Below are 26,329 nucleotides of genomic sequence, written 5' to 3'. Positions count from 1 at the left end.
CCCATGAGATGGCTTAGGTTCTGCTGGACGCTGCTGCGCGCCACTGCGCACGCGGTGCAAGGCTTCTGGACGATCAAGACCGTGTTTCCCAAGCTGGAGCAGGCCGACCGGGAAGCGCGTGTGCAGGTGTGGGCCGGGGCCATGCTGCGCATCGTCGGCATCGAACTGGTGGTCAAGGGCAAGCCGCCCGCCGGCGGTCCGGTGCTGCTGGTGGCCAACCATATTTCGTGGCTGGACATCCTGGTGATGCATGCCTCGCGCCACTGCCGGTTTGTCTCCAAGGCGGACGTGCGCAGCTGGCCCTTTGTGCGCACCCTGTCCGACGGCGCCGGTTCCCTGTACATCGAGCGCGAGTCGCGCCGGGACGCGCACCGGGTGGTCACGCAGATGGCCGAGCGCCTGCAGGCAGGCGACATCCTGGCGGTGTTTCCCGAAGGCACGACGGGTGACGGCATCACACTCAAGCACTTTCATGCCAACCTGATCCAGGCGGCCATTGAAGCCTCGGTGCCGGTGCAGCCGCTCGCGCTGAAATTCATCGACGCGGCCAGCGGCGCCGTCAGTTTTGCGCCCAGCTATGTGGACGACGAAACCCTGGCGGGCTCGATCTGGCGCACGCTCACGGCGCCGCCGATCAAGGCGGTGGTGGTTTTCGGCGAACCGCAGCCGCCGCAGGGGCAGACCCGGCGTGCCTGGGCGCAGAGCTTGCGCGAAGACATAGAGCTTCTGCGGCAGCAGGCTTAGACGTTTTCTTCCCGCGGAAAGGTCACCACATGGTCGACCTCGGCGCGTATGCCTATCCATTCGCCGATCGCGTGGTTGTGGTGTGAAGGCACATGCGCCATCACCGTCTCGCCCGTCTGCAGCTTGAGGGTGTACAAAAATTCCGAGCCGCGAAAGGCTTTGCGCAGGATCTGCGCTTTGACCGGTGCGTTGTCGTCATGCACGATGTCGTCGGCGCGCAGCAGCACGTCGCACAGTCCGTCGGCATAAGCGCCCGGCAGGGGGCATTCCAGCATGTCCGTGAGGTCGCCGAGCGCGGTGTGCACGACCACGTCCTCGCCGCGCTGCTCGATATGGGCCTGCGCGAACACGCCGTGGCCTATGAAGTCGGCCACAAAGCGGGTGGCGGGGCGGTGGTACAGCGCATAAGCGTCGTCCCACTGGTGCAGGCTGCCCTGGTGCATCACGCCTATGCGGTCGCCGATGGCGAAGGCCTCGAGCTGGTCGTGCGTGACAAACAGCGCTGTCGCCCCGGCGGCCTTGAGGATGCCGCGCACCTCGTGCGCCAGGCGCTCGCGCAGGTCCACGTCCAGGTTGGAAAAAGGCTCATCCAGCAGCAGCAAACGCGGCTGCGGCGCCAGGGCCCGCGCCAGCGCCACACGCTGCTGCTGGCCGCCCGAGAGCTCATGCGGGTAACGCTTGTGCACATTGCCCAGGCCGACGAGCTCCAGCACCTCGCCGGCGCGCTGCTGGCGCTGGGCGGCCGGCAGGTGGGTGAGGCCGAAAGCCACGTTGTGGGCCGTGTCAAGGTGCGGAAACAGGGCGTAGTCCTGGAACACCATGCCGATGCGGCGCGATTCGGCCGGCACATGGACGCCAGCGCTGCTGACCAGCTGCCGGGCCAGCGTGATGCTGCCGGCATTGGCACGCTCCAGGCCCGCGACGGCCCGCAGCAGGGTGGTTTTGCCGCAGCCCGAGGGGCCGATCAGGACACCGATCTCCCCCGCCTGGAGGCTGAAGGACACGCCGTCGACCGCGGGTTTTGAACGGCCGGCATAGTGCACGCCCAGCTGGGAGATATCCAGAAACATGGGCTCGATTGTAGGGCCCTGGATGCTTACAATTCTCATTTGCAGTGACCGCTGCAATACCACGGCGCAAGCAGCCGGAGGCCAGGCCTCTTTCTGCAGAGGCCTTTTTCCGGGTCCCCATGCTGCGCCGCTTTTTTTCCGCCATTCCTTCCGTCGTGCCTTCCGCCGTGCTTTTCCTGCTGGTGGCCCTGCTCACGCTGCCGGTGGTGGCCGTGGGGCTGTCCTGGCTGCAGTTCGATGCACAGGCGCAGTCCATCCTGGTCCAGATGCTGCAGACGGTGCTGCCCGACTACACCGCCACCTCCCTGCTGCTGTGCCTCAGCGTGGCCCTGGGCGTGGCGCTGGTGGGCATGGCGACGGCCAGCGCGGTGACGCTGTTCGAGTTTCCGGGGCGCAAGGTGTTTGAATGGGCGCTGCTGTTGCCGCTCGCCATGCCGGCCTATGTGCTGGCCTACGCGTACACCGACTTCCTGCAATACGCCGGCCCGCTGCAATCCTGGCTGCGCGCGTCTTTCGGCCTGCAGGGCCGGCTGCTGCCCGAAGTGCGCAGCCTGGGTGGCGCGGTGCTGGTGTTCACCGTGGCGCTTTACCCCTATGTCTATCTGCTGGCGCGTACCGCCTTGTCCGAGCGCGCCGTGCACCTGATGGAAGCGGCCCGGCTGCTGGGCGCGCCGCTGTCGCGCCGCATTCGCGGTGTGGCCTTGCCGCTGGCGCGGCCGGCCGTGGCCGCCGGCGTTGCGCTGGCGCTGATGGAAACCCTGGCCGACTTCGGTGTCTCCAGCTATTTCGGCATCCAGACCTTTACCGCCGGCATCTACAAGGCCTGGCTGTCCATGGACAACCGCATCGCCGCCGCCCAGCTGGCCACGGTGCTGCTGTTTTTTGTCGCGCTGCTGCTGTGGGTGGAGCACGGCGCGCAAAAACGCATGCGTTTTGCCACCGGCCGCGGTGCGCGCGCCGGCGCGCAGGATGCGGCGCCAGTGCAACTGCAGGGCGGGCGCGCCCTGTCGGCCTGGCTGGTGTGCGCCGTGCCGATTGCGCTGGGTTTTGTGCTGCCCGTGCTCTTCATGCTGCGCCCGCTCATCCTGGGTTGGGACAACCTGCTGTGGGACAAATTCTTCGGCTGGGCCCTCAACAGCGTCTGGCTCGCGGGCCTGAGCGCACTGCTGGCCACGGCCCTGGCCTTCGGCCTGGCCTTTGCGGTGCGCCGCAAGCCGCATGTGCTGGCGCGCGCGGCGCTGCAACTGGCCAGCCTCGGTTATGCGGTGCCCGGCGCGGTCATCGTGGTAGGCCTGCTGCTGCCCGTGGGCTGGCTGCAGGCGGCCGCGCCGCAAACCGGCGTGGGATATTGGGTCACGGCCACCGTGCTGGGCATTGTCTGGGCCTACCTGGTGCGTTTCAGCGCCGTGGCCTTGCAAAGCCTGCAAAGCGGCTATTCGCGCATTCCCGCGAGTTTTGACGACAGCGCGCGCATGCTGGGCACGCCCGGCCTGGGCATCCTGGCGCGCGTGCACTGGCCGCTGCTCAAGCGCTCGGTCGCGGCGGCCGGCCTGCTGGTGTTTGTCGACGTCATGAAGGAGCTGCCCGCCACGCTGGTGCTGCGGCCCTTCAACAGCGACACCCTGGCCGTCGTCACCTACCAGCTCGCGCGCGACGAGCGCCTGGGCGAAGCCGCCTTGCCCGCGCTGGCCCTGGTGCTGGTGGGCCTGCTGCCCGTCGCGCTGCTGAGCCGCACCTTGCGCTCCAAACAGTGAGCAGACTCAGGCCTTGGCCTTGATGTAGCGGTATTCCTGCGTCAGGCCGCCAAAGCCGTAGGCCTCCGCGCGCACGTCGTGCACATAGATGTAGCTTTCCTCGTGCACATTGCCCAGCAGCTTGCTGAAGGCGGCAAAGGCCTCGGCCACGTACTGCGCCTTCTCGTCTTTGGTGTTGGTGCCGTCCACCACCTTGATGTCGAAATAAAAACTGTTCTTGCCCTGGCTGGCCAGCGTGCTGCCGCCCACGATCCAGTGCTCGGGCGGCACGAAGTCGATCGCGATGGCGGTGAGTTCGCGTTTCTTGCGCAGGATGCGCGTGGTCAGCTCCAGCAGGGTTTCGGCGATGGCGTTCGTCAGTTGAGGGCTGGCGGGCTGGCTGACTTTGACGTTGAGGATGGGCATGTGATTTCTCCGGTGGGTTAAAGATAATTAGTTAGCTATGCAACTATTTGGGTAAAAAAAAGGAAACATGAGGGGACGGTTTATTTGAGCGCGGAAGACACGCTCCTGACGCGGGCTACGGTTTCATCGAAGTTCTCCTTTCCGATCTGTTGCTGGATGCGGCGCGTCACCTCGCCGCTGGCCTTGTTGATGCCGGCATGCATGGCTTCGGCCTGCGCCGTGGGAAACACCGCCCAGTGGCGGCCGTCGGATTCCAGGCTCCTGCGCTCCACCAGGCCCAGCGCCTGCAGGCCGTCGAGCAGGCGCGTGGCCGTGGGGCGCGAGATCGTCAGTTCGTCGGCGATCTCGTGCTGCGGCATGCCGGGCTGCTTGAGCACCAGGCGCAGCATGAAACCCTGCGAGGGCGTGACGCCGAAAGGCTTGAAGGCCAGCGTCCACTCCTTGTCGACCAGGCGGGCCAGCGCGGTGGTATTGAAATAAAGGCAGTGGTCAAACATGGGAGTCATCGTAGCAGAAATTAATTAGCTATGCAACTACATGCAAACCCATGGCCGCAACAGGGCTGTAAGCATGAACCTACGCCCATCGAATACGCGGGCCTACGGCGGCCGGACGGGATAACTCCTAAGGTGAATCCATGCCGCCCGTTGCCTGCAAGCGTGCTTGCGGATTCCGGGCGAATTCGTCAACCCTTTCGAGGAGAAAACCATGAACCAGGAACGCATGCAAGGCAATTGGCGCCAGTTCAAGGGCAAGGTCAAGGAACAGTGGGGCAAGCTGACCGATGACGACCTTGAGGTGATCGCCGGCAAGCGCGAACAGCTGCTCGGCAAGATCCAGGAGCGCCACGGCATCAGCAAGGAAGAAGCCGAAAAACAGGTTGCCGTCTGGAAAAACCGCAACCCGACGGATTTTTTCGAGCGCTACTGAGCCGCCTCTCTTCACCTGTGACGGCCGTAAAGACCATAACGATTCACACCATCCCAAGGAGCTACCCATGAAGACCAGACTGTTGATGCTGACCGCCGTGATGTCCTGCGCTTTCGCCGGCAACGCCATGGCGCTGACCAAGCAAGAGTACAAGGCCCAGGAGGGCCGCATTTCGGCCGACTACAAGGCCAGCCGCGACAAATGCGGCACGCTGAAGGACAACGCCAAGGACATCTGCATTTCGGAAGCCAAGGGCGTTGAGAAGGTCGCCAAGGCTGAACTCGAGGCCCAGTACAAGCCCAGCCCGCGCAACACCGAAAAAGTCGCCTTCGCCAAGGCCGATGCCGCTTACGGCACCGCCAAGGAAAAATGTGACGACCAGAAGGGCAACGCCAAGGACGTCTGCATCAAGGACGCCAAGGCCGCCCATGTGAAAGCCAAGGAAGACGCCAAAGTGGTGAAGACCGCGGCCGACACCAGCAAGGACAAGAGCGAAAAAATGGCCGACACCCGCAAGGAGGCCAACTCCGAAAAACGCGATGCCGAGTACAAGGCCGCCAAGGAGCGCTGCGACGCGCTGACCGGCACGGCCAAGGACGGCTGCCAGAATGACGCCAAGGCCAAGTACGGCATGAAGTAATCCGGGGCCGCGCCAGCGGCACTCGAGGGCGCACGCCCCCACAGGAAAATCCCGGCCCTGCTCCGCAGGCCGGGATTTTTCGCATATGGCGCGCCCGCCTTGTTGCCCCGGCCTGCAGCTTTCCCAAGCAAGGCGCTGGGACAAGGGCGCCGTCCCCGGCCCGCTTTGGGCTGCGCTCCTAGAATAGGCCCTTCGCGGCGGCCGGGACTCCTTTGCCGCCCGCCCCCTACCAAAGGCCTTCATGCTTGTTCAGGATGGTTTGCCCGCGGGCCAGCGGCTGCCTGCGCTGCTGGTCATCATTCTCGGCATCGTCATGGCGGTGCTTGACGGCACCATCGTCAACCTGGCGCTGCCCGACATCACGCGCGAGCTCAATGCCACGCCCGCGCAGTCCATCTGGGTCATCAACGCCTACCAGGTCGCCACGCTGGCCTTGCTGCTGCCCCTGGCCACCCTGGGCGACATCGTCGGCTACCGCCGCGTCTACCTGGTGGGCCTCGCGGTGTTCACGCTGGCCTCGGCCGCCTGCGCCATGGCCGATTCGCTGACCACGCTGGCGCTGGCCCGCGTGCTGCAGGGCCTGGGCGCGGCCGGCCTCATGAGCGTGAACACGGCGCTGGTGCGCCTCATCTATCCCAAGCACCTGCTGGGCCGCGGTATCGCGATCAACTCGCTGGTGGTGGCCACGGCCTCGGTGGCCGGGCCCTCGGTTGCGGCGGGCATTCTTTCGGTGGCTTCCTGGCCCTGGCTGTTCGCGCTCAACGTGCCTTTCGGCCTGCTGTCGGTGTGGCTGGGCCGCAAAGCCCTGCCCGACAACCCGTCCAGGGCCGAGGGCTTGCGCCTTTCCCCGCTCGACGTGCTGCTCAATGCGCTGATGTTCGGCCTGGTGTTCCTCGGCGTCGACGGCCTGGGCGTGCGCGTCGAGGCCGTGCCGGGCGGCGCGCCCGCTGCGTCGCTATGGCTGCCGCTGGCCGAGCTGACCGCCGGCATTGTCGTCGGCGTGATCTATGTGCGGCGCCAGCTGGCCCAGCCGCTGCCGCTGTTCCCGCTGGATTTGCTGCGCATTCCCGTGTTCGCGCTGTCCATGGGCACCTCGATTGGCGCTTTCTGCGCGCAGACCTTGGCCTATGTGGGCCTGCCCTTCCTGCTGCTGGGCCACTACGGCTTCAGCCACCTGCAGGCCGGCCTGCTGCTCACGGCCTGGCCGCTGGCCATTGTGGTGGCGTCGCCGGTGGTGGGGCGGCTGATAGAGCGTTATTCGGGCGGCCTGCTGGGCAGCCTGGGCATGGCCTTGCTGGCGCTGGGTTTGGCCCTGCTGGCCGTGCTGCCGCCGCATCCGTCGCAGCTCGACATCGTCTGGCGCATGGCGCTGTGCGGCGTGGGCTACGCCCTGTTCCAGTCACCGAACAACCACACCATCATCACCTCGGCGCCACCGCACCGCAGCGGCGGCGCCAGCGGCATGCTGGGCACGGCGCGCCTGACCGGCCAGACCCTGGGCGCGGTCCTGCTGGCGATGATTTTTGCGATGTTCGACCCGCAGGGCGGCCATGGCTCCTTTGTGGCGCTGTGGCTGGCGGCCGGCTTCGCGGTGCTGGCCGGCGTTTGCAGCGGCCTCAGGATGCGCCAGGTTTAAGTGCGCGCGACCGCGGCAGCCTGCTGGATGCTTTGCAGCGTGACGCGCCCCAGGGGCTGGCCCTGCTCGCCCACAATCGCGGCCTCATTGGCGCCCGCATCCAGCATGGCCGACAGGGCATCGCGCAGCGGCGTTGCGGCCGGCAGGCGCGGTGCATTGGCGGCGGGCGTGCCGCTTTCCACATAAGGCCCGGCCGTCAGCAGGGCCAGCCGCTTGAGCGAGCGGTCACCGCCCACAAAGGCTTCGACAAAGGCATCGGCCGGGTGCGAGAGGATGCGCTCCGGCGTGTCGTACTGCACCACCTTGCCACTGCGCAGGATGGCGATGCGCGAGCCCATGCGTATGGCCTCGTCGATGTCGTGCGTGACAAACACAATGGTCTTGCCGAGCTCGCGCAGTATGCGCAAAAACTCGTCCTGCAGGCGCGCGCGCGTGATCGGGTCTATGGCGCCGAAGGGCTCGTCCATCAGCATCACCGGCGGGTCCGCCGCCAGCGCCCGCGCCACGCCCACACGCTGCTTCTGCCCACCCGAGAGCTCGCGTGGAAAACGGTTGCGGTAAATGGCCGGGTCCATGTGGACCAGCGCCAGTAGCTCGTCCACCCGTTTGGCGATGCGGGCGGAATCCCAGCCCAGCATCCTGGGCACGGTGGCAACGTTCTCGGCCAAAGTCATGTGCGGGAACAGGCCCACCTGCTGGATCACATAGCCTATGGAGCGGCGCAGCTCCACCGCATCTATCTTGGTGACGTCGCGCCCGCCCACTTCGATGCGGCCCGAGTCGGGCTCGACCATGCGGTTGATCATGCGCATGGTGGTGGTCTTGCCGCAACCGGAGGGGCCAATCAGCACGCAGATTTCGCCGGTGTTGACGGTCAGCGACAGCCCGTCGACGGCCGACTGGGCGCTGCCGCCGAAGGACTTGGTGAGGCGGTCCAGTGTGATCATGCGCGAAGCCCTTGCGGAGTCATGCGGCGCTGCAGCGCGCCAAAAAGAAAGTCGGTGCCCAGCGCCAGCAGCGCCACCGGGATGGCGCCCACCAGCAGCTGGGGAACGGCCATCATGGCGATGCCGGCGGTGATGAAGTCGCCCAGCCCGCCGCCGCCAATAAAGGCCGCCAGCACGGCGCCGGAAATGATTTGTACCGCCGCCGTGCGCAGGCCGGCAAAGATCACCGGCATGGCCATGGGCAGCTCCACCCGCCACAGCAGGGCGGCGCGCGTCATGCCCATGCCGATGGCGGCGTCCACCGCGTCGGCATCCACGCCGCGCATGCCGACGATGGTGTGCGTCACGATGGGCGGCAAGGCGATCAACGTGAGGGCGAACAGCGCCGGCGCGAAGCCGGTTCCCAGTATCGGCATCACCAGCGCCAACACGGCCAGCGAGGGCAGGGTGCGTCCCACGTTGGCGGCGTTGACCACGGCCAGCGACAGGCCGTTCTTGCGCGCAACGGCGATGCCGGCTGGAATGCAGATCAGCGCGGCGATCAGCAGCGCAGAGGCCGACAGCGCGACGTGCACCCCCAGCGCGCGGTAAAACTGCGCGGGGTGGGACAGGACATAGTTCCAGGCGTCGGCAAGCATTGAGGCCTCTTGGTGTTCAGGCTGCGCGCCGGTTTTTCAGCCGCCGCTCAAGCAGGGCCAGGCTCAGGTCAACGATGACGGAGAGCAGGCAGACGGTCAGCGCGCCGGTCCAGATCTTGGCCGGGTGGTCGCTTGCGATGCCGTTGAAGATCAGCGTGCCCAGCCCGCCCGCATTCACATACGCGGCCACCACCGTCACGCTGATCACGGTGACAGCCGAGACGCGCAGGCCGGCCACGATCAGCGGCAGGGCCAGCGGCAGCTCTATGCGCCGCATGATCTGCGCCTTGTTCATGCCCATGCCGCGCGCCGCGTCGATGATGTCGGCCGGCACCTCGCGTATGCCGGTGGCCACGCTGCGGATCAGGATCATCAGCGAAAAGGCCACCATGGTGATGATGGCGTTGGCGCGGCCCAGTCCCACCACGGGAATCAGGAAGGCCAGGAAAGCCAGCGTCGGAATCGTGTACAAAAAGCCCGAGATGGTCATGACCGTGCCATAGAGCTTTTCACGCCGCGCCGCCACGATGCCGATCACCAGCGAGAGGGCAAAAGCAATGGCCAGGGCCGTCAGCGAGATCGCGACGTGCTCCCACAGCGAGTGCAGCACATCGGGCCAGTTGCGCAGAAACCAGTTCATGCGCCCGCCGCCCTGGCGCTTTCGGGGCCGAACACGCCCGCGGCGACGGCGCTCTGGATGCGGTCTATGTCCGGGCCCAGTGGGCGGTCTTGGTCCAGCATGGGAACCAGCTTGCGCACCTGCTCCAAGGTGCGCCGCGTGCCTTCACCCATCTGGCCGGGCTTGAGTTCGCGCAGGTCCACCGCCTGGGCGGCGACCAGCAGCTCGATGGCGATCAGGTAGCGCAGGCGCTCCACCAGCTCACCGAGTTTTTCGGCCACGCCCAGTGCCATGCAGGCATGGTCTTCGAGTGCTTCAGAGACCGGCAGGTAATCAAGCGATCCGGGGTTGGCGCGCAAGCGTACCTCGGCCCAGAGCGCGGTCAGGGTTTTTTGCACCGTCGCAAAGCCCGAATGGGCCGGGCCGTGGCGCGTGAGCTGCAAGGGCAGGCCGGTCAGCGCCGGCGACATAAAACGCTGGCTGCGCGAGACCGACATGCTGGCGGCTTGCGCCAGCGCGATCGCCGAGGCGTCCAGCGCCAGTGCCAGCGCCGGCACGTGGAAGTTGCCGTTGGAAAGCATCACACCCTGCTCGGTGAGCACCAGCGGGCTGTCGGCCGCGCTATTGAGTTCGATCTCGACCTGCGCGCAGGCCGCGTCCACCATGTCGCGCGCAGCGCCATGCACCTGCGGCACCACGCGCATGGACACCGGGTCCTGCACGCGGCGCGCGGCATCCGGCTCCAGCAGCGCGCTGCCCTTGAGCAGCTCGCGCAGCCGGCGCGCCACTTCCACCTGGCCGGCGGCGGGGCGGGCCGCCACCGCAGCGGGGTGCAGCGGCGACAGGTTGGCCCTGAAACCTTCATAACCGAGCGCCACGGCGGCCAGCCAGGCGTCCAGCGCCACCTGGGCGTCATGCAGTACCAATGCGGCGCGCGCCGTGGTCGCCGCGTTGGCGCTGATCAGCGCCAGGCCGTCCTTGGCGCCCAGGGTCACGGGCTGCAGGCCCGCGCGTTCCAGCGCTGTGGCGCCGTCCAGTATTTCACCGCGCACTTCGGCCTGGCCTTCGCCGAACAGCGGCAAGGCCAGGTGCGAAAGCTGGGGCAGGTCGGCCACGCCTATGGAGCCGAAGCGCGGCACCACCGGATGCACCTGGAAATTCAGCAGGTTGATGCAGGCGTCCAGCACCGCCGGCGAGACACCCGAGCCGCCGCGTGAGAGGCCGGCGATGCGCGCGAACTGCATCGCGCGCACGGAGGTTTTGTCATAAGCCGGACCCACGGCCACGGCCCGGGCGCGCACGGCGCGGCGCTGGTAGTCCTCCAGGTCGCCCTCGGCCAGCACGGCACCGGTATTGGCGCCCAGTGCGGAATTGAGGCCGTAAATCGCCTGGCCCGAGGTGGCCAGGCGCATCACCAGCTCGCGCGCCGCGACGACACGCTCACGTGCCTGGGGTGCCAGCGAAACGGGTTCACCGCTGCGTGCCACGCGCACCAGGTCGCCGATGCCCAGCCATTGTTCCCCGACCGCGACTGTCATGGCGTACGAACTTTCACGATGATGGTGCGGGGAGCGTCAAAGAACGAGGGCTTACTTGACCAGTCCCTTGGACTTCAGGAAGTCGCGGGCCACGTCCTTGGGCTCGAGCTTGTCGCCGTCAACCTGGTAGTTCATCTGGGCCATGGATGCTTCGTCGAGCAGGGCGCTCACGCGGTTCAGCACTTCACCGATCTTGGGGTTGGCGTCCAGCACTTCCTTGCGGATCACCGGCACCACAAAATACGGCGGCCACAGGCTCTTGTCGTCGCGCAGGCGCTTGAGCTTCATCGCGCTGATCATGCCGTCGGTGGAGTAGCCATTGACGACCTGGATCTGGTCGTTCTTCAGGGCCTGGTAGCGCAGGCCTATGGCCATTTGCAGGTCTTCACCGAAGACCATGTCGTACTTGGCCTTCAGGCCCGGCAGGCCGTCCTTGCGGTCGCGGAACTCGGGGCCGGCGCCGACCTTCAGGTCCTTGGCGGCCTTGGCCAGGTCGGACAGGGTTTCAAGCTTGAGTTTTTGCGCGGTGTCCGGGCGCACCACCATCACATAGCCGTTGTTCAGGTTGGACTGGTTGAGCAGCACAAAACCCATCTTGGCGTAGCCTTCCTTGACCTTGTCGTACACCGCCTTGGCGTCGGTCATGGGCTCCTGCTTGAGCACGGCCAGCAGCATGGTGCCGGTGTATTCAGGGTAGAAGTCGATCTGCTTTTCTTCCATGGCCTTCTGGGCGATCAGCGTGCCGCCCAGGTTGAGCTTTTTCTCGGTCTTGATGCCCGCGGCGTCCAGCGCCTGCGCATAGATTTCGGCCAGCACGAACTGCTCGGTGAAGTTTTTGGAGCCGACGCGCACGGCCTGCTGGGCGTGGGAGGCGAGCGGCGCGAAGGCGACCATCGCGAACGCGGACAAGGCCAAAAGTTTGCTGATCTTCATGGAGGTCTCCGGATAGGTTGCGGCGAACTGAAACAAGGAATCTTCTGGCCTGTTGCATGCACATCCCGTGCCTGAAAAGCACGCCATCTTGGTGCCATTAGCACCTCAACTTGTATATACAACCTAATAATAGTAGCATATGGAAATAGTGCGTGCAAGACGGAAAATCACCCGGTGATAACCGTTTCCCGAATAAGCCAGACAACAGCCGGAAGCCCTGCCGCCGGCATTTTTTTTGCCCCATTCCCGGTCTAGGCCCCGGCCCTACCTCCAGTGTCTTTTCTTCCTTCCGTTTCCCTCCTGAAAGCCAGCGTGCCTGGCGCCATGGTGTGTGTGGTCATCGCGCTGGCGGCGACCTTTCTGTCCGAGCATTACGGCGGGCCCCAGCTGCTGTATGCGCTGCTGATAGGCCTGGCCTTCCACTTCCTCAATAGCAATCCCAAGGTCAAGACCGGCGTGGATTTTTGCGGCCGCACTCTGCTGCGCGTCGGCGTGGCCCTGCTGGGCGCGCGCATCACGCTGACGCAGGTGGCCAAGCTGGGCGTGGAGACGGCGCTGGTCATCGTGGCGGCGGTGGCGCTGACCATCGCCTTCGGCCTGCTGCTCGCGAAATGGTTGAAACGCCCGCGCGAGCAGGGCGTGCTCTCGGGCGGCGCCGTCGCCATCTGCGGCGCGTCCGCCGCGCTGGCGATTTCTTCGGTGCTGCCGCAGACCAAGGAGAACGAGCGTTTTACCCTGCTGGCCGTGGTCGGCGTCACGGTGCTTTCCACCCTGAGCATGATTCTTTACCCCTTTGCCTTGAAGCTCATAGGCCTGGCGCCCGCGCAGGGCGGTATCTTCCTGGGCGGCACCATCCACGACGTGGCGCAGGTGGTGGCGGCCGGCATGATGCTGGGCCCCGAGGTCGGTGACACGGCCACCGTGGTCAAGCTGTTCCGCGTGATGCTGCTGATGCCCATCGTGCTGCTGATCGCCATCAGCTACCGCAAGCACCCCGACGCCAAGGCGGTGGACGAGGAAGTGCCGCTGGTCCCTGGTTTCCTGCTGGCCTTCATCGTGCTGGTGCTGCTGGCCACCATAGGCGCTTTCACGCCGGCCATGACCCAGGCCGCCAGCGACACCTCGCGCTGGCTGCTGGTCACCGCCATTTCGGCGGCCGGCATCAAGACCAGTTTTGAAGACCTCATGAAGCTGGGCTGGCAGCCCGTGGCCATGTTGGTGGGCGAGACGATCTTTATCGCCGCGCTGGTGCTGGGCGCGGTGATGGCATTACGGCTCGGCTTGTAAGCCTGCGCCTCAGGCGGCCGGCGCCTGCAGCCCCGCCGCGCGGTGCACTTCCACGCGTATCTCTTCGGTCAGCCGCGCCTTGAGTTCGGTAAATACCGGCGTGGTCTTGACCGAGTAGTGGCGCGGGTGCGCCAGCGGCACGGCGACGTCGCACTTGATGCGGCCGGGCCGCGCGCTCATCACCACCACGCGGCTGCCCATGAAGATGGCCTCGTCGATATCGTGCGTCACAAACAGCACGGTTTTCTGCTCGGCCTCCCAGATGCCCTGCAGCAGTTCCTGCATCAGCTCGCGTGTCTGGTGGTCCAGCGCGCCAAAGGGCTCGTCCATCAGCAGGATGCGCGGGTTGTTGGCCAGGGCGCGCGCCAGCGCGGTGCGCTGCTGCATGCCGCCTGAGAGCTGCTTGGGGAAGTGGTTTTCAAAACCCTGAAGCCCCACCTTTTTGATGAACTGGTGGGCGATGTCCAGCTGCGCATCCAGCGCCAGGCCTTTTTCGCGCAGGCCGAAGCAGACGTTCTGCAAAATGCTGAGCCACGGAAACAGCGTATAGCTCTGAAACACCATGCCGCGGTCGGCGCCCGGGCCTGTGATGGGTTTGCCGTCCAGCACAATGCTGCCGCTGGTCGGGGTGTCCAGCCCGGCCACCATGCGCAGCAGGGTGGACTTGCCGCAACCCGAGGGGCCCAGGATGGTGATGAAGTCGTTTTCCGCCACGCTCAAGTCGGTGGCCTGCAGCGCCACGGTGCCCGGGCCCTTGTTGGCCGCGAAGGTTTTGGACAGCTGCGTGACGCTCAGGATGGGGGTGGAAGAAGTCATCGGCCTAGCTGTGCCCAGGGGAAAAGTTTGCGATTCAGCGCCTTGAAAGCCAGGTCTGTGACCAGGCCGAAGACGCCGATCACGATGATGCCGAAGATGATCTGGTCGGTCGCCAGCAGTGCCTGGCTGTCGGTGATCATGTGGCCTATGCCGCTCGATGCGCCAATCAGCTCCGCGACGATCACATAAGTCCAGGCCCAGCCCAGCACCATGCGCAGGGTCTCGGCGATTTCGGGTGCGGCGCTGGGCAGCAGCACGCGCACCACAATGCCGCGGTCGGCCGCACCCAGGGTGTAGGCCGCCTCCACCAGGTCGCGCCGCGTGTTGCCCACACTCACGGCAATCATCAGCACCAGCTGGAAGAAGGAGCCGATAAAAATCACCGACAGCTTTTGCGCCTCGCCAATGCCGGCCCACAAGATCAGCAGCGGAATGAAAGCCGACGCCGGCAGGTAGCGCGCAAAGCTCACAAAGGGTTCAAAAAAAGCCTCGACCGGTTTGTAGGCGCCCATCATCACGCCCAGCGGAACGGCCAGCAATGCGGCAATCGCAAAGCCGCCCAGCACGCGCCAGACCGTCATGCCTATGTCCTTGATAAAGCCCTGGTGGGCCAGCAGGTCGTAGCCCGACCTCACCATGGTGATGGGGTCGGCCAGAAAGGTCTTGGAGACATAGCCGCCCAGCGTGAAGATGGCCCACACGACAAAGAACAGAACAAAGAAGCCCACACCCAGCGCGATGCGCGCGCCAGGCGAGACGGGTTGCAGGGGCCGCATGCGTTTTCTGGCTTACTTCAAGAATCGCGTGTCGGCCAGCTTGCTCATGTCGGGCAGCGACTTGATGATGCCCGCTTCCATCAGCAGCTCGGCGGCTTCCTTGCTGAAGGCGGCGTGTTCGCCGGTGAAAAATTTCAGGTTGGCGGCACGGTCTTGCCAGCGCAGGTATTTGGACGAGGCTTCAAAGGCTTCGCCGCTCTGCTTCACGTCGGCGCCCATGATCTCGAAGCTTTTCTTGGGCTCTTTCTGGATCATCTCGACGGCCTCGAAGTAGCTGTCGGCCAGGGCCTTGGCGGCCTTGGGGTTTTCGGACAGGAACTTGGGCGTGCAGCCGAAGGTGTCCATCACCATGGGGTAGTCCAGCGTGGTGGCGATGATCTTGCCGGCTTCCGGTTTGGCGCGCACCGCGCCCAGGTAGGGTTCGTAGGTCATCGCGGCATCAACGCCGTCGGTGCCCGCGATCATCGCGTTGGCGGCGGCCTGCGGTTCGAGGTTGACAACCTTCACGTCCTTGGTGCTCATGCCGTTTTTCTTGAGCATCCAGGCCAGGGCGAAGTAGGGTGAGGTGCCGGGCGCGCTGGCGGCCACGGTCTTTCCTTTGAGGTCGGTGATTTTGGTGATGCCGGGTTTCACCACCATGCCGTCGGCGCCGTAACTTTTGTCGAGCTGGAAGATCTGCGTGGTGGCCACGCCGTTGGCGTTCCACACCACCCAGGTTTCCACCGTGGTGGCGGCGCACTGCACGTCACCCGAGGCAATTGCGAGGTGGCGGTCTTTTTGCGGAATCTTCTTGATGGACACGTCGAGCCCGTTTTTCTTGAAGATGCCGGCTTCCTTGGCCAGGGTCAGCGGGGCAAAACCCGTCCAGCCCGAAATGCCGACGGCGACCTTGGTCTCCTGCGCGTGGGCGGCGCCCATGGCCAGGACGGATGCTGCGGCCAGCAGGGAGAGGGTGAGTTGTTTCTTCATGAAGGTGCTCCTGTGTGGATAGCGGGATAGGTATCGCTAATGTATGCAGGCTTCATGCCAGCCGCAAGGCGGTTAACTCGGTGATTTGCGCCTCGCCGGCCAGGCCTATGCGCCCGCCTGCCACCAATTGGTGCACGCTTTCGATGTCGGGCGCCAGGCTGCGGTCATGCATCATGGCCGGCGAGACCTGGCGCACCAGCTGCAGCACGCCTTCAAGAACGGCGGAGCTTTTCAGCGGGCGCAAAAATTCAATGCCCTGCGCCGCGGCCAGCAGTTCAATCGCCACGATGTACTCGGTGTTGCGCAGCATGGGCTGCAGCCGGCGCGCCGCGAAGGTGGCCATGCTCACATGGTCCTCCTGGTTGGCCGAGGTGGGCAGGCTGTCCACGCTGGCCGGATGCGCCAGCGATTTGTTTTCAGAGGCCAGCGCGGCGGCGGTCACATGCACGATCATGAAGCCGGAATTCAGGCCGGGCTCGGGCGTCAGGAAAGCCGGCAGGCGCGAAGCCACGGTATCAACCAGCATGGCGATGCGGCGCTCGGTGATGGCACCGATTTCGGCAATCGCGACAGCCAGTGCATCGCAGGCCAGCGCCACAGGTTCCGCATGGAAATTGCCACCCGAGAGCAGCGTCTCGTCGTCGGCGAAGACCAGCGGGTTGTCGGTCACGGCATTGGCTTCGCGCATCAGTACCAGCGTGGCGTAACGCATCTGGTCCAGGCAGGCGCCCATGACTTGCGGCTGGCAGCGCAGGCAATACGGGTCCTGCACGCGGTCGTCGCCTTCAAGGTGCGAGCGGCGGATTTCGCTGCCCACCATGATGGCGCGGTAAGCGGCGGCGCAATCGATCTGGCCCGGCTGGCCGCGCACCGCGTGGATGCGCGGGTCAAAGGGACCGTCGCTGCCGCGCGCGGCATCCAGCGTGACGGCGCCTGAAATCACGGCGGCTTCGAACAATCGGTCGGTGGCGAGCAGCGCGTCCAGTGCCAGCGCGGTCGAGACCTGCGTGCCGTTGATCAGCGCCAAGCCTTCCTTGGCCGAGAGCTTCACCGGCGTGATGGCCGCCTGCTTGAGCGCATCAGCCGCGGCGATGCGTTTGCCTTGGTAGAACACTTCGCCTTCGCCGATCAGCGGCAGGCACAAATGGGCCAGCGGTGCGAGGTCGCCCGAGGCGCCTACCGAACCCTGGCAAGGGATCACCGGCGTGAGGCCTTTGTTGTACAGCGCCATCAGCGTGTCGATGACGACCTCACGCACACCGGAGAAGCCGCGCGCCAGGCTCGCGGCCTTGAGCAGCAACACCAGGCGCACCACGCGCTCCGGCATGGGCTCGCCCACACCCACGGCATGCGAGCGCAGCAGGTTGAGCTGCAGGGTTTCCAGGTCGGCCTGCGCGATGCGCTGGTTGGCCAGCTTGCCGAAGCCGGTGTTCACGCCGTAGACCGCATCACCACCGTGGGCGGCCTTTTGCACCAGGGCCGCGCTGGCACGTATGCCGGCCGTGGCGGAAGGGTCGATCGCGAGCGTCTGTGTCTGGGTGTGGATGTCGCGCAGCTGGGCCAGGGTCAGCCGGCCGGGTTGGATGGTGAGGGTCATGGTGTTGCCAAGGTAAAAAATGAGAGGGGGAGGCGCGCTTATTCGGGCTTGATGTTTTTCTGCCGTATCACCTCGGTCCAGCGCTGGGTGTCGGCCTGGATGGTGGCGGCCAGCTCGGCGGGCTTGCCGGGCGCGGCATCCATGCCCAGCGCGGCCAGCTTTTCCTTGAGTGCGGGCGTTGCGAAGAGCTTGCCGGTTTCCGTATTGAGTTTGTCGATGACGGCGCGCGGTGTGCCGGCCGGCACCATGAGCGCATACCAGGACACGGCCTCAAAGCGCGGCAGGCCTTGCTCGGCAATCGTCGGTGTCTCGGGCATCACGGGTGATCGCTTGAGGCTGGCCACGCCCAGCGCGCGCAGCTTGCCGCTCTTGATGTGCGGCAGCACCGACGACATCTGCGCGAACATCATGCTGACCTGGCCACCCAGCAAATCATTGAGCGCCGGGCCTATGCCCTTGTAGGGCACATGCAGCAGCTGCACGCCGCCGTTCAATGCCAGCAGTTCCCCGGCCAGGTGGGCCTGGCTGCCGGCGCCCGGCGAGGCAAAACTGATGCCGCCGGGTTTTTGCGCGGCCAGCGCGAGCAGTTCCTTGAGCGAGCGTGCCGGCACGGCGCTGTTGACCACCAGCACGTTCTCCACCGTGGCCAGCATGGTGACGGGCGCGAGGTCGGAGGCCTTGTAGGGCAGGTTGGGGTAGAGCGCCGGGTTGACCGCGATATTGCCCAAAGGGACGATGGCCAGGGTGTAGCCGTCGGGCGTGGCCTTGGCGGCTTGGTCCATGCCTATGTTGCCGGCCGCGCCCACCTTGTTCTCGACCACGGCCGGCTGGCCCATGGCATCCGAGAGGCCTTGCGCCAGTACGCGGCCCAGCGCGTCGACCGGGCCGCCGGGCGGAAACGGTGCGATGACGTGCAGCGGCTTGGACGGGTAAGTCTGTGCCGCGGCGCCAAAGGAGGCGGCAGCCACCAGCAAGGCCAGAAATGCGGATCGTGTGAACAGCTTCATCAGATATCGTCCAATGCGGGCGCGGGCCCGCCGTCCATGGCCGCCAGCGGCGTGTAGTCGTCAGGGTCGGGAAACGCGAAACCCGCGAGCAGCAGGCGCTGCATCAGCGGTGCGAGCTCGGCCGCCGTGGCGCTGGCCTGCAAGGCGGCGCGCAAGGCCTGCAGCGTTTCAGCCGGCAGATCGGCGGTGGCGACCAGCGGTGGAATCGGCAGCGCCGCCGTGCTGGCCAGCGTGCGCACCTGCGCGGCGAAATCCGGGTCGTGCGCCTTGAGCAGGTCGTGGTAGTAGCTGTCCAGCGGGCCGGCGTCTATGCGGCCCTCGGCCAGCGCGGTGATCACGCCGCGCGCATTGATGAGTTCGCCCACCGCTTTGCGATAGAGGCGCGAGCCCTTCGCCTGGCGATAGGGCGCGAGGTGGTGGCGCAGCGCCACGCCGCCCGACATGGAATCGGCCAGGGTGTAGCCGATCACACCGCCGAAAGTGTCTTCGAGCTGGCGATAGGGCGCATCGGCGCGCACCACGATGTCGGTGAAGTACACCGGCCTGCCGCCGTAGCGCGCCGGCGAGGGGATGGGCGCGGCCACCAGCGTGGGCCGCTCGCCGCGCTGCGCAAAGGGCAGGCCGCACATCATGGCCAGGCCCAGGTCGCCCCGTGCCCACAGCACCGACAGCGGCGCCGGCGCGTCGTAGTCAATGAGGTCCCAGGGCAGGCCGGAGCGCGCCAGCACCCAGGCCAGCAAGGCCTTCCAGTCGGCCTTGACCGCCGGCGTGGCCGAGTACATGCGGGCATTGGCGACCAGCGCCTGCGTGGATTTCACGGCGTGCACCATGCCGGCCCCTTCAGCGGAAACGCAGCTTTTGCCCCAGGCCCATGCGCTTGGCTTTTTCCAGCATGAAGGCGCCGAGTGCGATGTCCGACAGCGAGAGGCCGCGGTGCCAGAACAGATTGGTCTCGTCATCGCTTTCGCGCCCGGGCTTGAGGCCCGCGACGATCTGGCCGAGCTCGGCATGCAGCGTGGCCTCCGACAGCTTGCCGGCATCCACATGGGCGCGCAGCGCGCCCAGCGGACCGGCCTTGGCCTGGCCCCAGTCGTCCATCACCATCTTGTCCATGATGTCGGTCAGCGAAAGTTCGACCGCGCTCATGGTGCCGTAGGGAATCACACAAGCGCCTTTTTTGATCCACTCGGTCTTGAGCATGGGCGTGGGTTTTTCCAGGCGCGAGGCCTCGACCACGATGTCGGCGCCGCGCACGCAGGACTCCCAGTCCTCGGTCACGGTGATTTTTTTCCCCAGGTCTTTTTCGAGTCTGGCGGCAAAGGCATTGCGGCTTTCCGGCCGGCGCGAATGCACGCGGATCTCGTCGAAGTTGTAAATCGAGTCGAGCAGGCGCACGTTCCAGTAGGAGGTGCCGCGCGCGCCTATGTGGCCCAGGATTTTGGAGTTCTTGCGCGCCAGGTGTTTGGCGCCCAGCGCGGTGATGGCGCCGGTGCGCATGTCGGTGATGTCCGAGGCGTCGATGATGGCGATCGGCGAGCCGTTCTTGGGGTCGAACAGGTTGAGCACGGCCAACTCCGAGGGCAGGCCGATTTCGTAGTTCTTGTAGAAGTCGCCGACCACCTTCACGCCGGCCAGGCCCAGCGGGCGTATATAGCCGCGCAGCACATTGAAGTGGCCGGGGTAGTCTTTCTCCGGCACCAGGTGCATGCGCGGCTCTATGGTCGTCTGCTTGTTGCCCTGCGCGTGCAGGGCCTGCTCGACGGCGGCGATGATCTCGGCATCGGTCAGGGCCAGGGCCTGGACGTCGGGATGGTTCAGATAGGTGAGATGGATCTCGGCGGTGCTGTCGGACATATCGGTTCAGCTTCCCATCATGGGCAGGTTGAGCCCGTTGTCTTTGGCGCTCTGTTTGGCGATGTCGTAGCCCGCATCGGCATGGCGCATCACGCCGGTTGCCGGGTCGTTGAACAGCACGCGGCCCAGTTTTTCAGAAGCTTCGGTCGTGCCGTCGCAGACGATGACCACGCCCGAATGCTGCGAGTAGCCCATGCCCACGCCGCCGCCATGGTGCAGGCTGACCCAGGTCGCGCCGCTGGCGGTGTTGAGCAGGGCATTGAGCAGCGGCCAGTCGCTCACCGCATCGCTGCCGTCCTTCATGGCTTCGGTCTCGCGGTTCGGCGAGGCGACGGAGCCGCTGTCCAGGTGGTCGCGGCCGATCACGATGGGGCCCTTGAGCTCGCCGTTCTTGACCATCTCGTTAAAGGCCAGGCCCGCAAGGTGGCGCTCGCCCAGGCCTATCCAGCAGATGCGCGCCGGCAGGCCCTGGAAGGCGATGCGCTCTTCGGCCATGTCCAGCCAGCGGTGCAGGTGTTTGTTGGCCGGGAAGAGCTCTTTCATCTTCGCGTCGGTCTTTTTGATGTCTTCCGGGTCACCCGAAAGCGCGACCCAGCGGAAGGGGCCGACGCCGCGGCAGAACAGCGGGCGGATATAGGCCGGCACAAAACCGGGGTAGTCAAAAGCCTGGGCCACGCCGAAGTCTTTGGCGACCTGGCGCAGGTTGTTGCCGTAGTCCACCGTGGGGATGCCCATCTCATGGAAGGCCAGCATGGCCTTGACGTGCACCGCGCAGGACTCACCCGCCGCCTGCGTCAGCGCCGCATGCTGGGCCGGGTCTTTTTGCGCGGCCTTCCACTGTGCCACCGTCCAGCCGGCCGGCAGGTAGCCGTTGATGATGTCGTGGGCCGAGGTCTGGTCGGTCACGATGTCGGGGCGTATGCCGCCGGCCTTGGCGCGTTTGGCCAGCTCGGGCACGATCTCGGCCGCATTGCCGCACAGCGCGATGGAGACGGCCTCCTTGCGCGCGGTGTGGTGCTTGATCATCTCCAGCGCCTCGTCAAGATCCTTGGCCTGCTTGTCGACGTAGCGGGTGCGCAGGCGGAAGTCGATGCTGGACTGCTGGCATTCGATGTTGAGCGAGCAGGCGCCGGCAAAGGTGGCGGCCAGCGGCTGCGCGCCGCCCATGCCGCCCAGGCCGGCGGTCAGCACCCAGCGGCCCGCGAGGTCGCCGTTGTAATGCTGGCGGCCCGCTTCCACAAAGGTTTCATAGGTGCCCTGCACGATGCCCTGGGTGCCTATGTAGATCCAGCTGCCGGCCGTCATCTGGCCGTACATCATGAGACCGGCGCGGTCCAGCTCGTTGAAGTGCTCCCAGGTCGCCCACTTGGGCACCAGGTTGGAGTTGGCGATCAGCACGCGCGGCGCGCCCGGGTGGGTGCGGAACACGCCCACCGGCTTGCCCGACTGCACCAGCAGGGTTTCGTCGGCCTTGAGCTTGCGCAGGGAATCGAGGATGGCGTCAAAGGCCGGCCAGCTGCGCGCGGCCTTGCCGATGCCGCCGTAGACCACGAGTTCGTCGGGGTTTTCGGCGACTTCCGGGTCCAGGTTGTTCTGGATCATGCGGTAGGCCGCCTCGATCTGCCAGTTGGCGCAGCTCAGCGTGCTGCCGCGGGGCGCCCGCACGGGGCGGGCCTTGCTGTCGAGAAACGGGGTCTGGGAAAGGTCGGACATGGGGCGGCTCCGGAAATAAAACAAAAAACTTCGGGCGTGTTCAAAAAAATAGCGGGATAAGCGACTGGTATAAATCGTAGTTGTCTATACAACTTGTGTCAACTGGCGTAAGCTACGGTTTGTGCGCGCAAGGCCTGACCGGCGGCTTTTTGCGTGACAATGTTTTTTTCTTACATCCGCGAACATTGCACTGAACCATGGCCACCACACCCCTGCCCGCCTACGGCCAAGTCAAGGCATTCATCAAAAAACGCATCAGCGCCGGCACCTGGAAGCCCGGCGACCCGGTGCCCAGTGAAGCCGTGCTGATGGAGCAGTTCGGCGTGAGCCGCATGACGGTGAACCGCGCGCTGCGCGAACTCATGGGCGAGGGCCTGGTTACGCGCATCCAGGGATCCGGCACCTTTGTCGCCGAGCTGCACCGTATTTCCTCCACGCTTACCATTCGTGACATCCACGAGGAAGTGGTGGAGCGCGGCCATGTGCACACCTCGCGCGTGCTGCTGGCCGAATCCGAAAAAGCCAGCGCCGACCTGGCGCGCACCCTGGGCCTCAGGCCGGGCGCGCGGGTGTTCCACACCATCCTGATTCATCTGGAGAACGGCGTGCCCATCCAGTACGAGGACCGTTACGTCAACCCGGCCGCGGCGCCGCGCTACCTGGAAACCGATTTCAGCGAAACCTCGCCCACGCATCACCTGCTGGCCGAGGCCCCGCTGACCGAGGCCAGCTATTCGATAGAAGCCTGCCTGCCCTCCGCGCTGGAAGCCAAACACCTGGAAATCAAGCAGGGCGAGGCCTGCCTGGCCATGATGCGGCGCACCGTGAGCGGCGCCAACATCGCCAGTGTGGCGCGCCTGGTCTACCCGGGTTCGCGTTACAGCTTTGCCGGGAAGTTTCAAGCATGAGACCGCCGGGCCGCCCCAAGGGCTCGTACCGCAGCGCGGCAGCGCGGAGGTTTCGTTCATGAGCTGGAATATCGTGCAGTTGGCCGACATCCCCGCCACGCCCTGGCGCAATGGCGGCGGCGTCACGCGCGAACTCGCCATGTGGCCCGACGCCGGCGACTGGGCCTGGCGCATGTCGGTGGCTGACGTGGACGCAAGCGGCCCCTTTTCCAGGTTCGAGGGCATAGAGCGCTGGTTCGCGGTACTCGAAGGCGCAGGTGTGCAACTCGACGTGGCGGGTGTGCCGCACCGTGTGACCACCGCCGATGCGCCTTTGTTCTTTGACGGCGGCGCGGCGACGGGCTGTGAGTTGATAGGCGGCAAGACGCGCGACTTCAACCTCATGGTGCGCAGGGGCCCAAAGCCCTCGCGCATGCGGCGTGTGGATGGGCGCTTTGCCGAAACCCTGCATGCGGGCACCACCATCGCGGTCTATGCGCACCAGTCCGCCGCAACCGTGCTGTTTGATGAAGAAACGCTGCAGCTGGCCCCCGCCAGCCTGGCCTGGCGCAGGGTGGCGGCCAGCGCTGCCGTGCGTGTTGCCGGGCAGGCCCTCTGGATGGAGATTCCCGCATGAGCCTGCAACTCTGGACACACTGCAATGCCGCCACGCTGCAGGCCGGTATCGCCCAGCCCTATGGCCTGGTGGAGGATGCCGCCCTTGTGGTGGACAGCGAGAACATTGCCTGGGTCGGCCCGCGCGCCGACCTGCCGGCCGATTTGCTGGCGCGCTGCACAGTGCAGCATGACGCGGGCGGGGCGCTGATCACGCCCGGCCTGATCGATTGCCACACCCATCTGGTCTATGGCGGCGACCGTGCCTATGAATTCGAATTGCGCCTGAACGGGGTCAGTTACGAAGAAATCGCCCGCGCCGGCGGCGGCATCGCCTCCACCGTCAAGGCCACGCGTGCCGCGAGCGCGCAGCAACTGCAGGCACAAAGCGCGCCCAGGCTCAAGCAGCTCATCGCCGAAGGCGTGACCACGCTGGAGATCAAATCCGGCTACGGCCTGGCGCTCGAGCATGAGCGCAAGACGCTCTCGGTCGCGCGCGCGCTGGGGCAGGCCCATGCGGTGGACATACGCACCACCTTTCTGGGTGCGCATGCGGTTCCCGCCGAATTCGCCGGCCGCACCGATGCCTACGTCGATGCCGTGCTGGAAATGCTGCCGGTTTTACACGCCGAAGGCCTGGTCGATGCGGTCGATGCCTTTTGCGAGCGCATCGCCTTCAGCCCCGCGCAGACCGAACGTGTCTTCGCCGCCGCCAAGGCCCTGAACATCCCGGTCAAACTGCATGCCGAACAGCTCAGCGACAGCGGCGGCGCCAAGCTCGCAGCGCGTTATGGCGCGCTCAGCTGCGACCACCTTGAGTGGCTGTCGCCCGAAGGCGCGCAGGCCATGGCAGCGGCCGGCACGGTGGCGGTGCTGCTGCCCGGCGCGTTCTATTTTTTGCGCGAAACCAGATTGCCGCCCGTGGCCCTGCTGCGCGAGCAGCGTGTGCCCATGGCGATTTCCACCGACTGCAACCCGGGCAGCTCACCCTGCACTTCCTTGCTGTTGATGCTCAACATGGCTTGCACGCTGTTTCGCCTCACGCCCGAAGAGGCGCTGGCCGGCGTCACGCGCCATGCGGCGGCGGCGCTGGGCCTGCACGACCGCGGCCAGCTTGCGGCCGGCAAACGCGCCGACTTCGTGTTGTGGGGCGTGCAGCGGCCGGCCGAACTCAGTTATGCCCTGGGCGCGAACCCGCGCCTGCAGACTGTCTTCAAAGGCCGGTTGCTATGAATGTTGCCGCGCTGGTGCACAGTACCGGCGCCTGAGCTGTCTCGCCGGGGTGGGCGGCCATGGCGCGGCGCCCGCCTGCCGGACACCAAAAAAGAAACAGGCATTCCCAGCCAATGAGAAATAGTGCTTTGCGCGTACAGGCAAGAACCGGATACTGACGCGATGTCGCCCGATGCCCCCGCTGTTTCCGCCCCTTCCGCCGTGGACCGCGCGCTGGTGGTGCTGGCCACACTGGCGCAGCAGGGCCGCCCCATGACGGCGGTGGAACTGCTGGGCAGGACGGGCTTGAGCCAGAGCACGCTGTACCGCCAGCTCAATTCGCTCAAGCGCTGGGGCTTTGTGCTTGAAACCGACGGCCGTTATGCGCCCGGCCCCCTGAGCCTGCAGCTGGCCCTGGGTTATGACATGGCTTCCCATCTGGCCCAACAGGCGCGCCAGGAGATGCTGATGCTGGCACAGCAGTCGCAGGAAAGTGTCGGCCTGGTTGTCGCGGTCAACGGCCAGGCCGTTTGTATCGACATGGTCGAGAGCCGGCAGGCCTTGCGCTGCTCTTTTGAAAAAGGCCGCAGTGTGCCCCTGGAAAAAGGCGCTTCGGCGAAATGCCTGATGGCTCACATGCCGGCCGCGGCATTGAGCGCCGCGCTCGGCCCCGATCGCCAAAGCCCTGAATTGCTGGCTGAACTGGCCGAAATCCGCAAAGCCGGTTTCGCCGTCAGTGACAGCGAGGTGGATGCCGGCGTCTGGGGCGTGAGCGCCCCGTTGTTCGCCATGGGGCAGCAAGCCGTAGGCGCCCTGACCCTGATGGCGCCCAGCGTGCGCATTGAGGGCAAACACCCGCCCCTGATCCAGATGGCGGTGGTGACCGCCGCCCGCATTTCCCGAAGCTTGAGCCGCTGACAGCCCGGCAGCCGAGTCCTTGAACCGTCGAATTGATTTAACCCCTTGGAGAAAACCCCATGAACTTTCGCCGCCAATTCCTTGCTTCCTGCTTTGCCGTCCTCGGACTGGCTAGCCTGAGCGCGCACGCGCAGGACGTGCTTCGCGTCGGGACCGACGCCACCTTCCCGCCCATGGAATTCGTCGAAGGCGGCAAACGCACCGGCTTTGACATCGAACTGGTGGAAGCCGTCGCCAAGACCCTGAACAAACGCGTCGAATGGGTCGATATCGACTTCAAGGGCCTGATTCCCGGCCTGGTCTCCAAGCGCTTTGACATGGCGGTGTCGGCCATCTACATCACCGACGAGCGCAAAAAGGTCGTGGACTTCACCGACTCCTACTATGCGGGCGGCCTGGTGGCCATGGTCAAAGAGGGCAATACCGCCATCAAGACGCTGGCCGACCTGAACGGCAAGAAGGTGACCGTGCAGGTAGGCACCAAGTCCGTGAGCTACCTGGCCTCCAACTACCCGCAGGTGCAGCTGGTGGAAGTCGAGAAAAACCAGGAGATGTTCAACCTGGTCGACATAGGCCGCGCCGACGCGGCCGTGACCGGCAAGCCGGCCGCCTTCCAGTATGTGCGCACCCGCGGCGGCCAGCGCGTGCTGGAGCAGCAGCTCACCACCGAAGAGTACGGCATGGCGCTGCGCAAGGACACGCCCGAGCTGACCAAGGCCGTCAACGGCGCACTGGCCAAGCTCAAGGCCGACGGCACCTATGCGCAGATCGTGAAGAAGTGGTTCAGCAACACCACCGCCGCTAAATAAGACCGGGAGCGCATC

27 protein-coding genes are annotated in these 26,329 nt (G+C 65.7%); 11 read left to right on the top strand and 16 right to left on the bottom strand.

Going from position 1 to position 26,329, the window contains the following annotated elements; all coding sequences use genetic code 11:
- Window positions 1–3: 3 nt before the first annotated feature.
- Window positions 4–744 (top strand): lysophospholipid acyltransferase family protein, encoded by a 741-nt coding sequence (locus AC1DUN_RS01340; protein ID WP_477712380.1) that lies wholly within the window; start codon window positions 4–6, stop codon window positions 742–744.
- Here the strand turns inward: AC1DUN_RS01340 and AC1DUN_RS01335 are convergent.
- Window positions 741–1,814 (bottom strand): ABC transporter ATP-binding protein, encoded by a 1,074-nt coding sequence (locus tag AC1DUN_RS01335; protein WP_477712379.1) that lies wholly within the window; start codon window positions 1,812–1,814, stop codon window positions 741–743. The two genes, AC1DUN_RS01340 and AC1DUN_RS01335, sit on opposite strands and share 4 nt — an antisense overlap.
- 119 nt (window positions 1,815–1,933) lie before the next feature.
- Between AC1DUN_RS01335 and AC1DUN_RS01330 the strand changes: the two genes are divergently transcribed.
- Window positions 1,934–3,568 (top strand): ABC transporter permease, encoded by a 1,635-nt coding sequence (locus AC1DUN_RS01330; RefSeq protein WP_477712378.1) that lies wholly within the window; start codon window positions 1,934–1,936, stop codon window positions 3,566–3,568.
- Window positions 3,569–3,574: 6 nt separating this feature from the next.
- On the opposite strand, the gene AC1DUN_RS01325 is transcribed toward AC1DUN_RS01330, so the two are convergent.
- Both AC1DUN_RS01325 and AC1DUN_RS01320 read right to left on the bottom strand, forming a co-directional pair.
- The gene (locus AC1DUN_RS01325; RefSeq protein ID WP_413325471.1) at window positions 3,575–3,973 is read right to left on the bottom strand and encodes a tautomerase family protein; all 399 of its coding nucleotides are present in this window, start codon (window positions 3,971–3,973) and stop codon (window positions 3,575–3,577) included.
- Between the two features lie 80 nt (window positions 3,974–4,053).
- Window positions 4,054–4,470, bottom strand: coding sequence for a MarR family winged helix-turn-helix transcriptional regulator (locus AC1DUN_RS01320; protein WP_074576328.1), 417 nt, complete (start codon window positions 4,468–4,470; stop codon window positions 4,054–4,056).
- Between the two features lie 211 nt (window positions 4,471–4,681).
- Here AC1DUN_RS01320 and AC1DUN_RS01315 point away from each other — a divergent pair, with 211 nt between their 5' ends.
- From AC1DUN_RS01315 to AC1DUN_RS01305, 3 genes are all read left to right on the top strand, one after another.
- Window positions 4,682–4,903 (top strand): CsbD family protein, encoded by a 222-nt coding sequence (locus AC1DUN_RS01315; protein WP_477712377.1) that lies wholly within the window; start codon window positions 4,682–4,684, stop codon window positions 4,901–4,903.
- 67 nt (window positions 4,904–4,970) lie between these two features.
- Window positions 4,971–5,543, top strand: coding sequence for a hypothetical protein (locus AC1DUN_RS01310; protein ID WP_477712376.1), 573 nt, complete (start codon window positions 4,971–4,973; stop codon window positions 5,541–5,543).
- Between the two features lie 241 nt (window positions 5,544–5,784).
- Entirely contained in the window at window positions 5,785–7,179 is a 1,395-nt protein-coding gene (locus AC1DUN_RS01305) for an MFS transporter (protein ID WP_477712375.1), read from the top strand.
- Here the strand turns inward: AC1DUN_RS01305 and AC1DUN_RS01300 are convergent.
- Genes AC1DUN_RS01300 through AC1DUN_RS01280 form a run of 5 tightly spaced genes read right to left on the bottom strand, consistent with a single transcriptional unit; the run spans window position 7,176 to window position 11,854 of the window.
- A complete protein-coding gene (locus tag AC1DUN_RS01300; protein ID WP_477712374.1) occupies window positions 7,176–8,126 on the bottom strand; it encodes an ABC transporter ATP-binding protein in 951 nt (316 codons plus the stop codon). The genes AC1DUN_RS01305 and AC1DUN_RS01300 overlap by 4 nt on opposite strands.
- Window positions 8,123–8,764: an ABC transporter permease gene (locus AC1DUN_RS01295; RefSeq protein ID WP_477712373.1), complete on the bottom strand. Its 642-nt coding sequence runs from the start codon at window positions 8,762–8,764 to the stop codon at window positions 8,123–8,125. Before AC1DUN_RS01295 ends, AC1DUN_RS01300 begins: the two co-directional genes overlap by 4 nt.
- A gap of 16 nt (window positions 8,765–8,780) precedes the next feature.
- Window positions 8,781–9,404, bottom strand: coding sequence for an ABC transporter permease (locus AC1DUN_RS01290; protein WP_477712372.1), 624 nt, complete (start codon window positions 9,402–9,404; stop codon window positions 8,781–8,783).
- A complete protein-coding gene (locus AC1DUN_RS01285) occupies window positions 9,401–10,921 on the bottom strand; it encodes an HAL/PAL/TAL family ammonia-lyase (protein ID WP_477712371.1) in 1,521 nt (506 codons plus the stop codon). Before AC1DUN_RS01285 ends, AC1DUN_RS01290 begins: the two co-directional genes overlap by 4 nt.
- Before the next feature lie 51 nt (window positions 10,922–10,972).
- Window positions 10,973–11,854 carry a glycine betaine ABC transporter substrate-binding protein gene (locus AC1DUN_RS01280; protein ID WP_477712370.1) on the bottom strand — a complete coding sequence of 294 codons (882 nt, stop codon included), beginning with the start codon at window positions 11,852–11,854 and terminating at the stop codon, window positions 10,973–10,975.
- A 324-nt stretch (window positions 11,855–12,178) separates the two neighbouring features.
- Here AC1DUN_RS01280 and AC1DUN_RS01275 point away from each other — a divergent pair, with 324 nt between their 5' ends.
- Complete coding sequence (locus AC1DUN_RS01275; RefSeq protein WP_477713111.1) at window positions 12,179–13,141, top strand: YeiH family protein; 963 nt, start codon at window positions 12,179–12,181, stop codon at window positions 13,139–13,141.
- A 9-nt stretch (window positions 13,142–13,150) separates the two neighbouring features.
- On the opposite strand, the gene AC1DUN_RS01270 is transcribed toward AC1DUN_RS01275, so the two are convergent.
- Genes AC1DUN_RS01270 through hutU form a run of 8 tightly spaced genes read right to left on the bottom strand, consistent with a single transcriptional unit; the run spans window position 13,151 to window position 21,873 of the window.
- Window positions 13,151–13,957 carry an ABC transporter ATP-binding protein gene (locus AC1DUN_RS01270; RefSeq protein ID WP_477712369.1) on the bottom strand — a complete coding sequence of 269 codons (807 nt, stop codon included), beginning with the start codon at window positions 13,955–13,957 and terminating at the stop codon, window positions 13,151–13,153.
- Window positions 13,954–14,733 carry an ABC transporter permease gene (locus tag AC1DUN_RS01265; protein ID WP_477712368.1) on the bottom strand — a complete coding sequence of 260 codons (780 nt, stop codon included), beginning with the start codon at window positions 14,731–14,733 and terminating at the stop codon, window positions 13,954–13,956. The genes AC1DUN_RS01270 and AC1DUN_RS01265 overlap by 4 nt, the downstream gene beginning before the upstream one ends.
- 12 nt (window positions 14,734–14,745) lie before the next feature.
- Window positions 14,746–15,702 carry an ABC transporter substrate-binding protein gene (locus AC1DUN_RS01260; protein WP_477712367.1) on the bottom strand — a complete coding sequence of 319 codons (957 nt, stop codon included), beginning with the start codon at window positions 15,700–15,702 and terminating at the stop codon, window positions 14,746–14,748.
- 52 nt (window positions 15,703–15,754) lie between these two features.
- On the bottom strand, window positions 15,755–17,299 hold the full coding sequence (gene hutH / locus AC1DUN_RS01255; protein ID WP_477712366.1) for a histidine ammonia-lyase: 1,545 nt from the start codon (window positions 17,297–17,299) through the stop codon (window positions 15,755–15,757).
- A 38-nt stretch (window positions 17,300–17,337) separates the two neighbouring features.
- Window positions 17,338–18,306 carry a Bug family tripartite tricarboxylate transporter substrate binding protein gene (locus tag AC1DUN_RS01250; protein ID WP_477712365.1) on the bottom strand — a complete coding sequence of 323 codons (969 nt, stop codon included), beginning with the start codon at window positions 18,304–18,306 and terminating at the stop codon, window positions 17,338–17,340.
- The gene (locus AC1DUN_RS01245; RefSeq protein WP_477712364.1) at window positions 18,306–19,136 is read right to left on the bottom strand and encodes a phosphate/phosphite/phosphonate ABC transporter substrate-binding protein; all 831 of its coding nucleotides are present in this window, start codon (window positions 19,134–19,136) and stop codon (window positions 18,306–18,308) included. Before AC1DUN_RS01245 ends, AC1DUN_RS01250 begins: the two co-directional genes overlap by 1 nt.
- Before the next feature lie 10 nt (window positions 19,137–19,146).
- Window positions 19,147–20,160 carry an ornithine cyclodeaminase family protein gene (locus AC1DUN_RS01240; RefSeq protein WP_477661365.1) on the bottom strand — a complete coding sequence of 338 codons (1,014 nt, stop codon included), beginning with the start codon at window positions 20,158–20,160 and terminating at the stop codon, window positions 19,147–19,149.
- Between the two features lie 6 nt (window positions 20,161–20,166).
- Window positions 20,167–21,873: a urocanate hydratase gene (gene hutU, locus AC1DUN_RS01235; RefSeq protein ID WP_477712363.1), complete on the bottom strand. Its 1,707-nt coding sequence runs from the start codon at window positions 21,871–21,873 to the stop codon at window positions 20,167–20,169.
- A 197-nt stretch (window positions 21,874–22,070) separates the two neighbouring features.
- Here hutU and hutC point away from each other — a divergent pair, with 197 nt between their 5' ends.
- The 5 genes from hutC to AC1DUN_RS01210 all read left to right on the top strand — a co-directional run bounded on the left by hutC (window position 22,071) and on the right by AC1DUN_RS01210 (window position 26,314).
- Window positions 22,071–22,781 carry a histidine utilization repressor gene (hutC, locus tag AC1DUN_RS01230; protein WP_477712362.1) on the top strand — a complete coding sequence of 237 codons (711 nt, stop codon included), beginning with the start codon at window positions 22,071–22,073 and terminating at the stop codon, window positions 22,779–22,781.
- Window positions 22,782–22,839: 58 nt separating this feature from the next.
- Window positions 22,840–23,397 (top strand): HutD/Ves family protein, encoded by a 558-nt coding sequence (locus AC1DUN_RS01225; protein WP_477712361.1) that lies wholly within the window; start codon window positions 22,840–22,842, stop codon window positions 23,395–23,397.
- A complete protein-coding gene (gene hutI, locus AC1DUN_RS01220) occupies window positions 23,394–24,608 on the top strand; it encodes an imidazolonepropionase (protein ID WP_477712360.1) in 1,215 nt (404 codons plus the stop codon). The genes AC1DUN_RS01225 and hutI overlap by 4 nt, the downstream gene beginning before the upstream one ends.
- Before the next feature lie 162 nt (window positions 24,609–24,770).
- Window positions 24,771–25,505: an IclR family transcriptional regulator gene (locus tag AC1DUN_RS01215; RefSeq protein ID WP_477712359.1), complete on the top strand. Its 735-nt coding sequence runs from the start codon at window positions 24,771–24,773 to the stop codon at window positions 25,503–25,505.
- 59 nt (window positions 25,506–25,564) lie between these two features.
- Complete coding sequence (locus tag AC1DUN_RS01210; protein ID WP_477712358.1) at window positions 25,565–26,314, top strand: transporter substrate-binding domain-containing protein; 750 nt, start codon at window positions 25,565–25,567, stop codon at window positions 26,312–26,314.
- The last annotated feature ends 15 nt before the right edge of the window (window positions 26,315–26,329 follow it).

This window comes from Polaromonas sp. P4_F6, from assembly GCF_056401275.1.
This window is presented reverse-complemented; position numbering and strand designations above follow the sequence as displayed.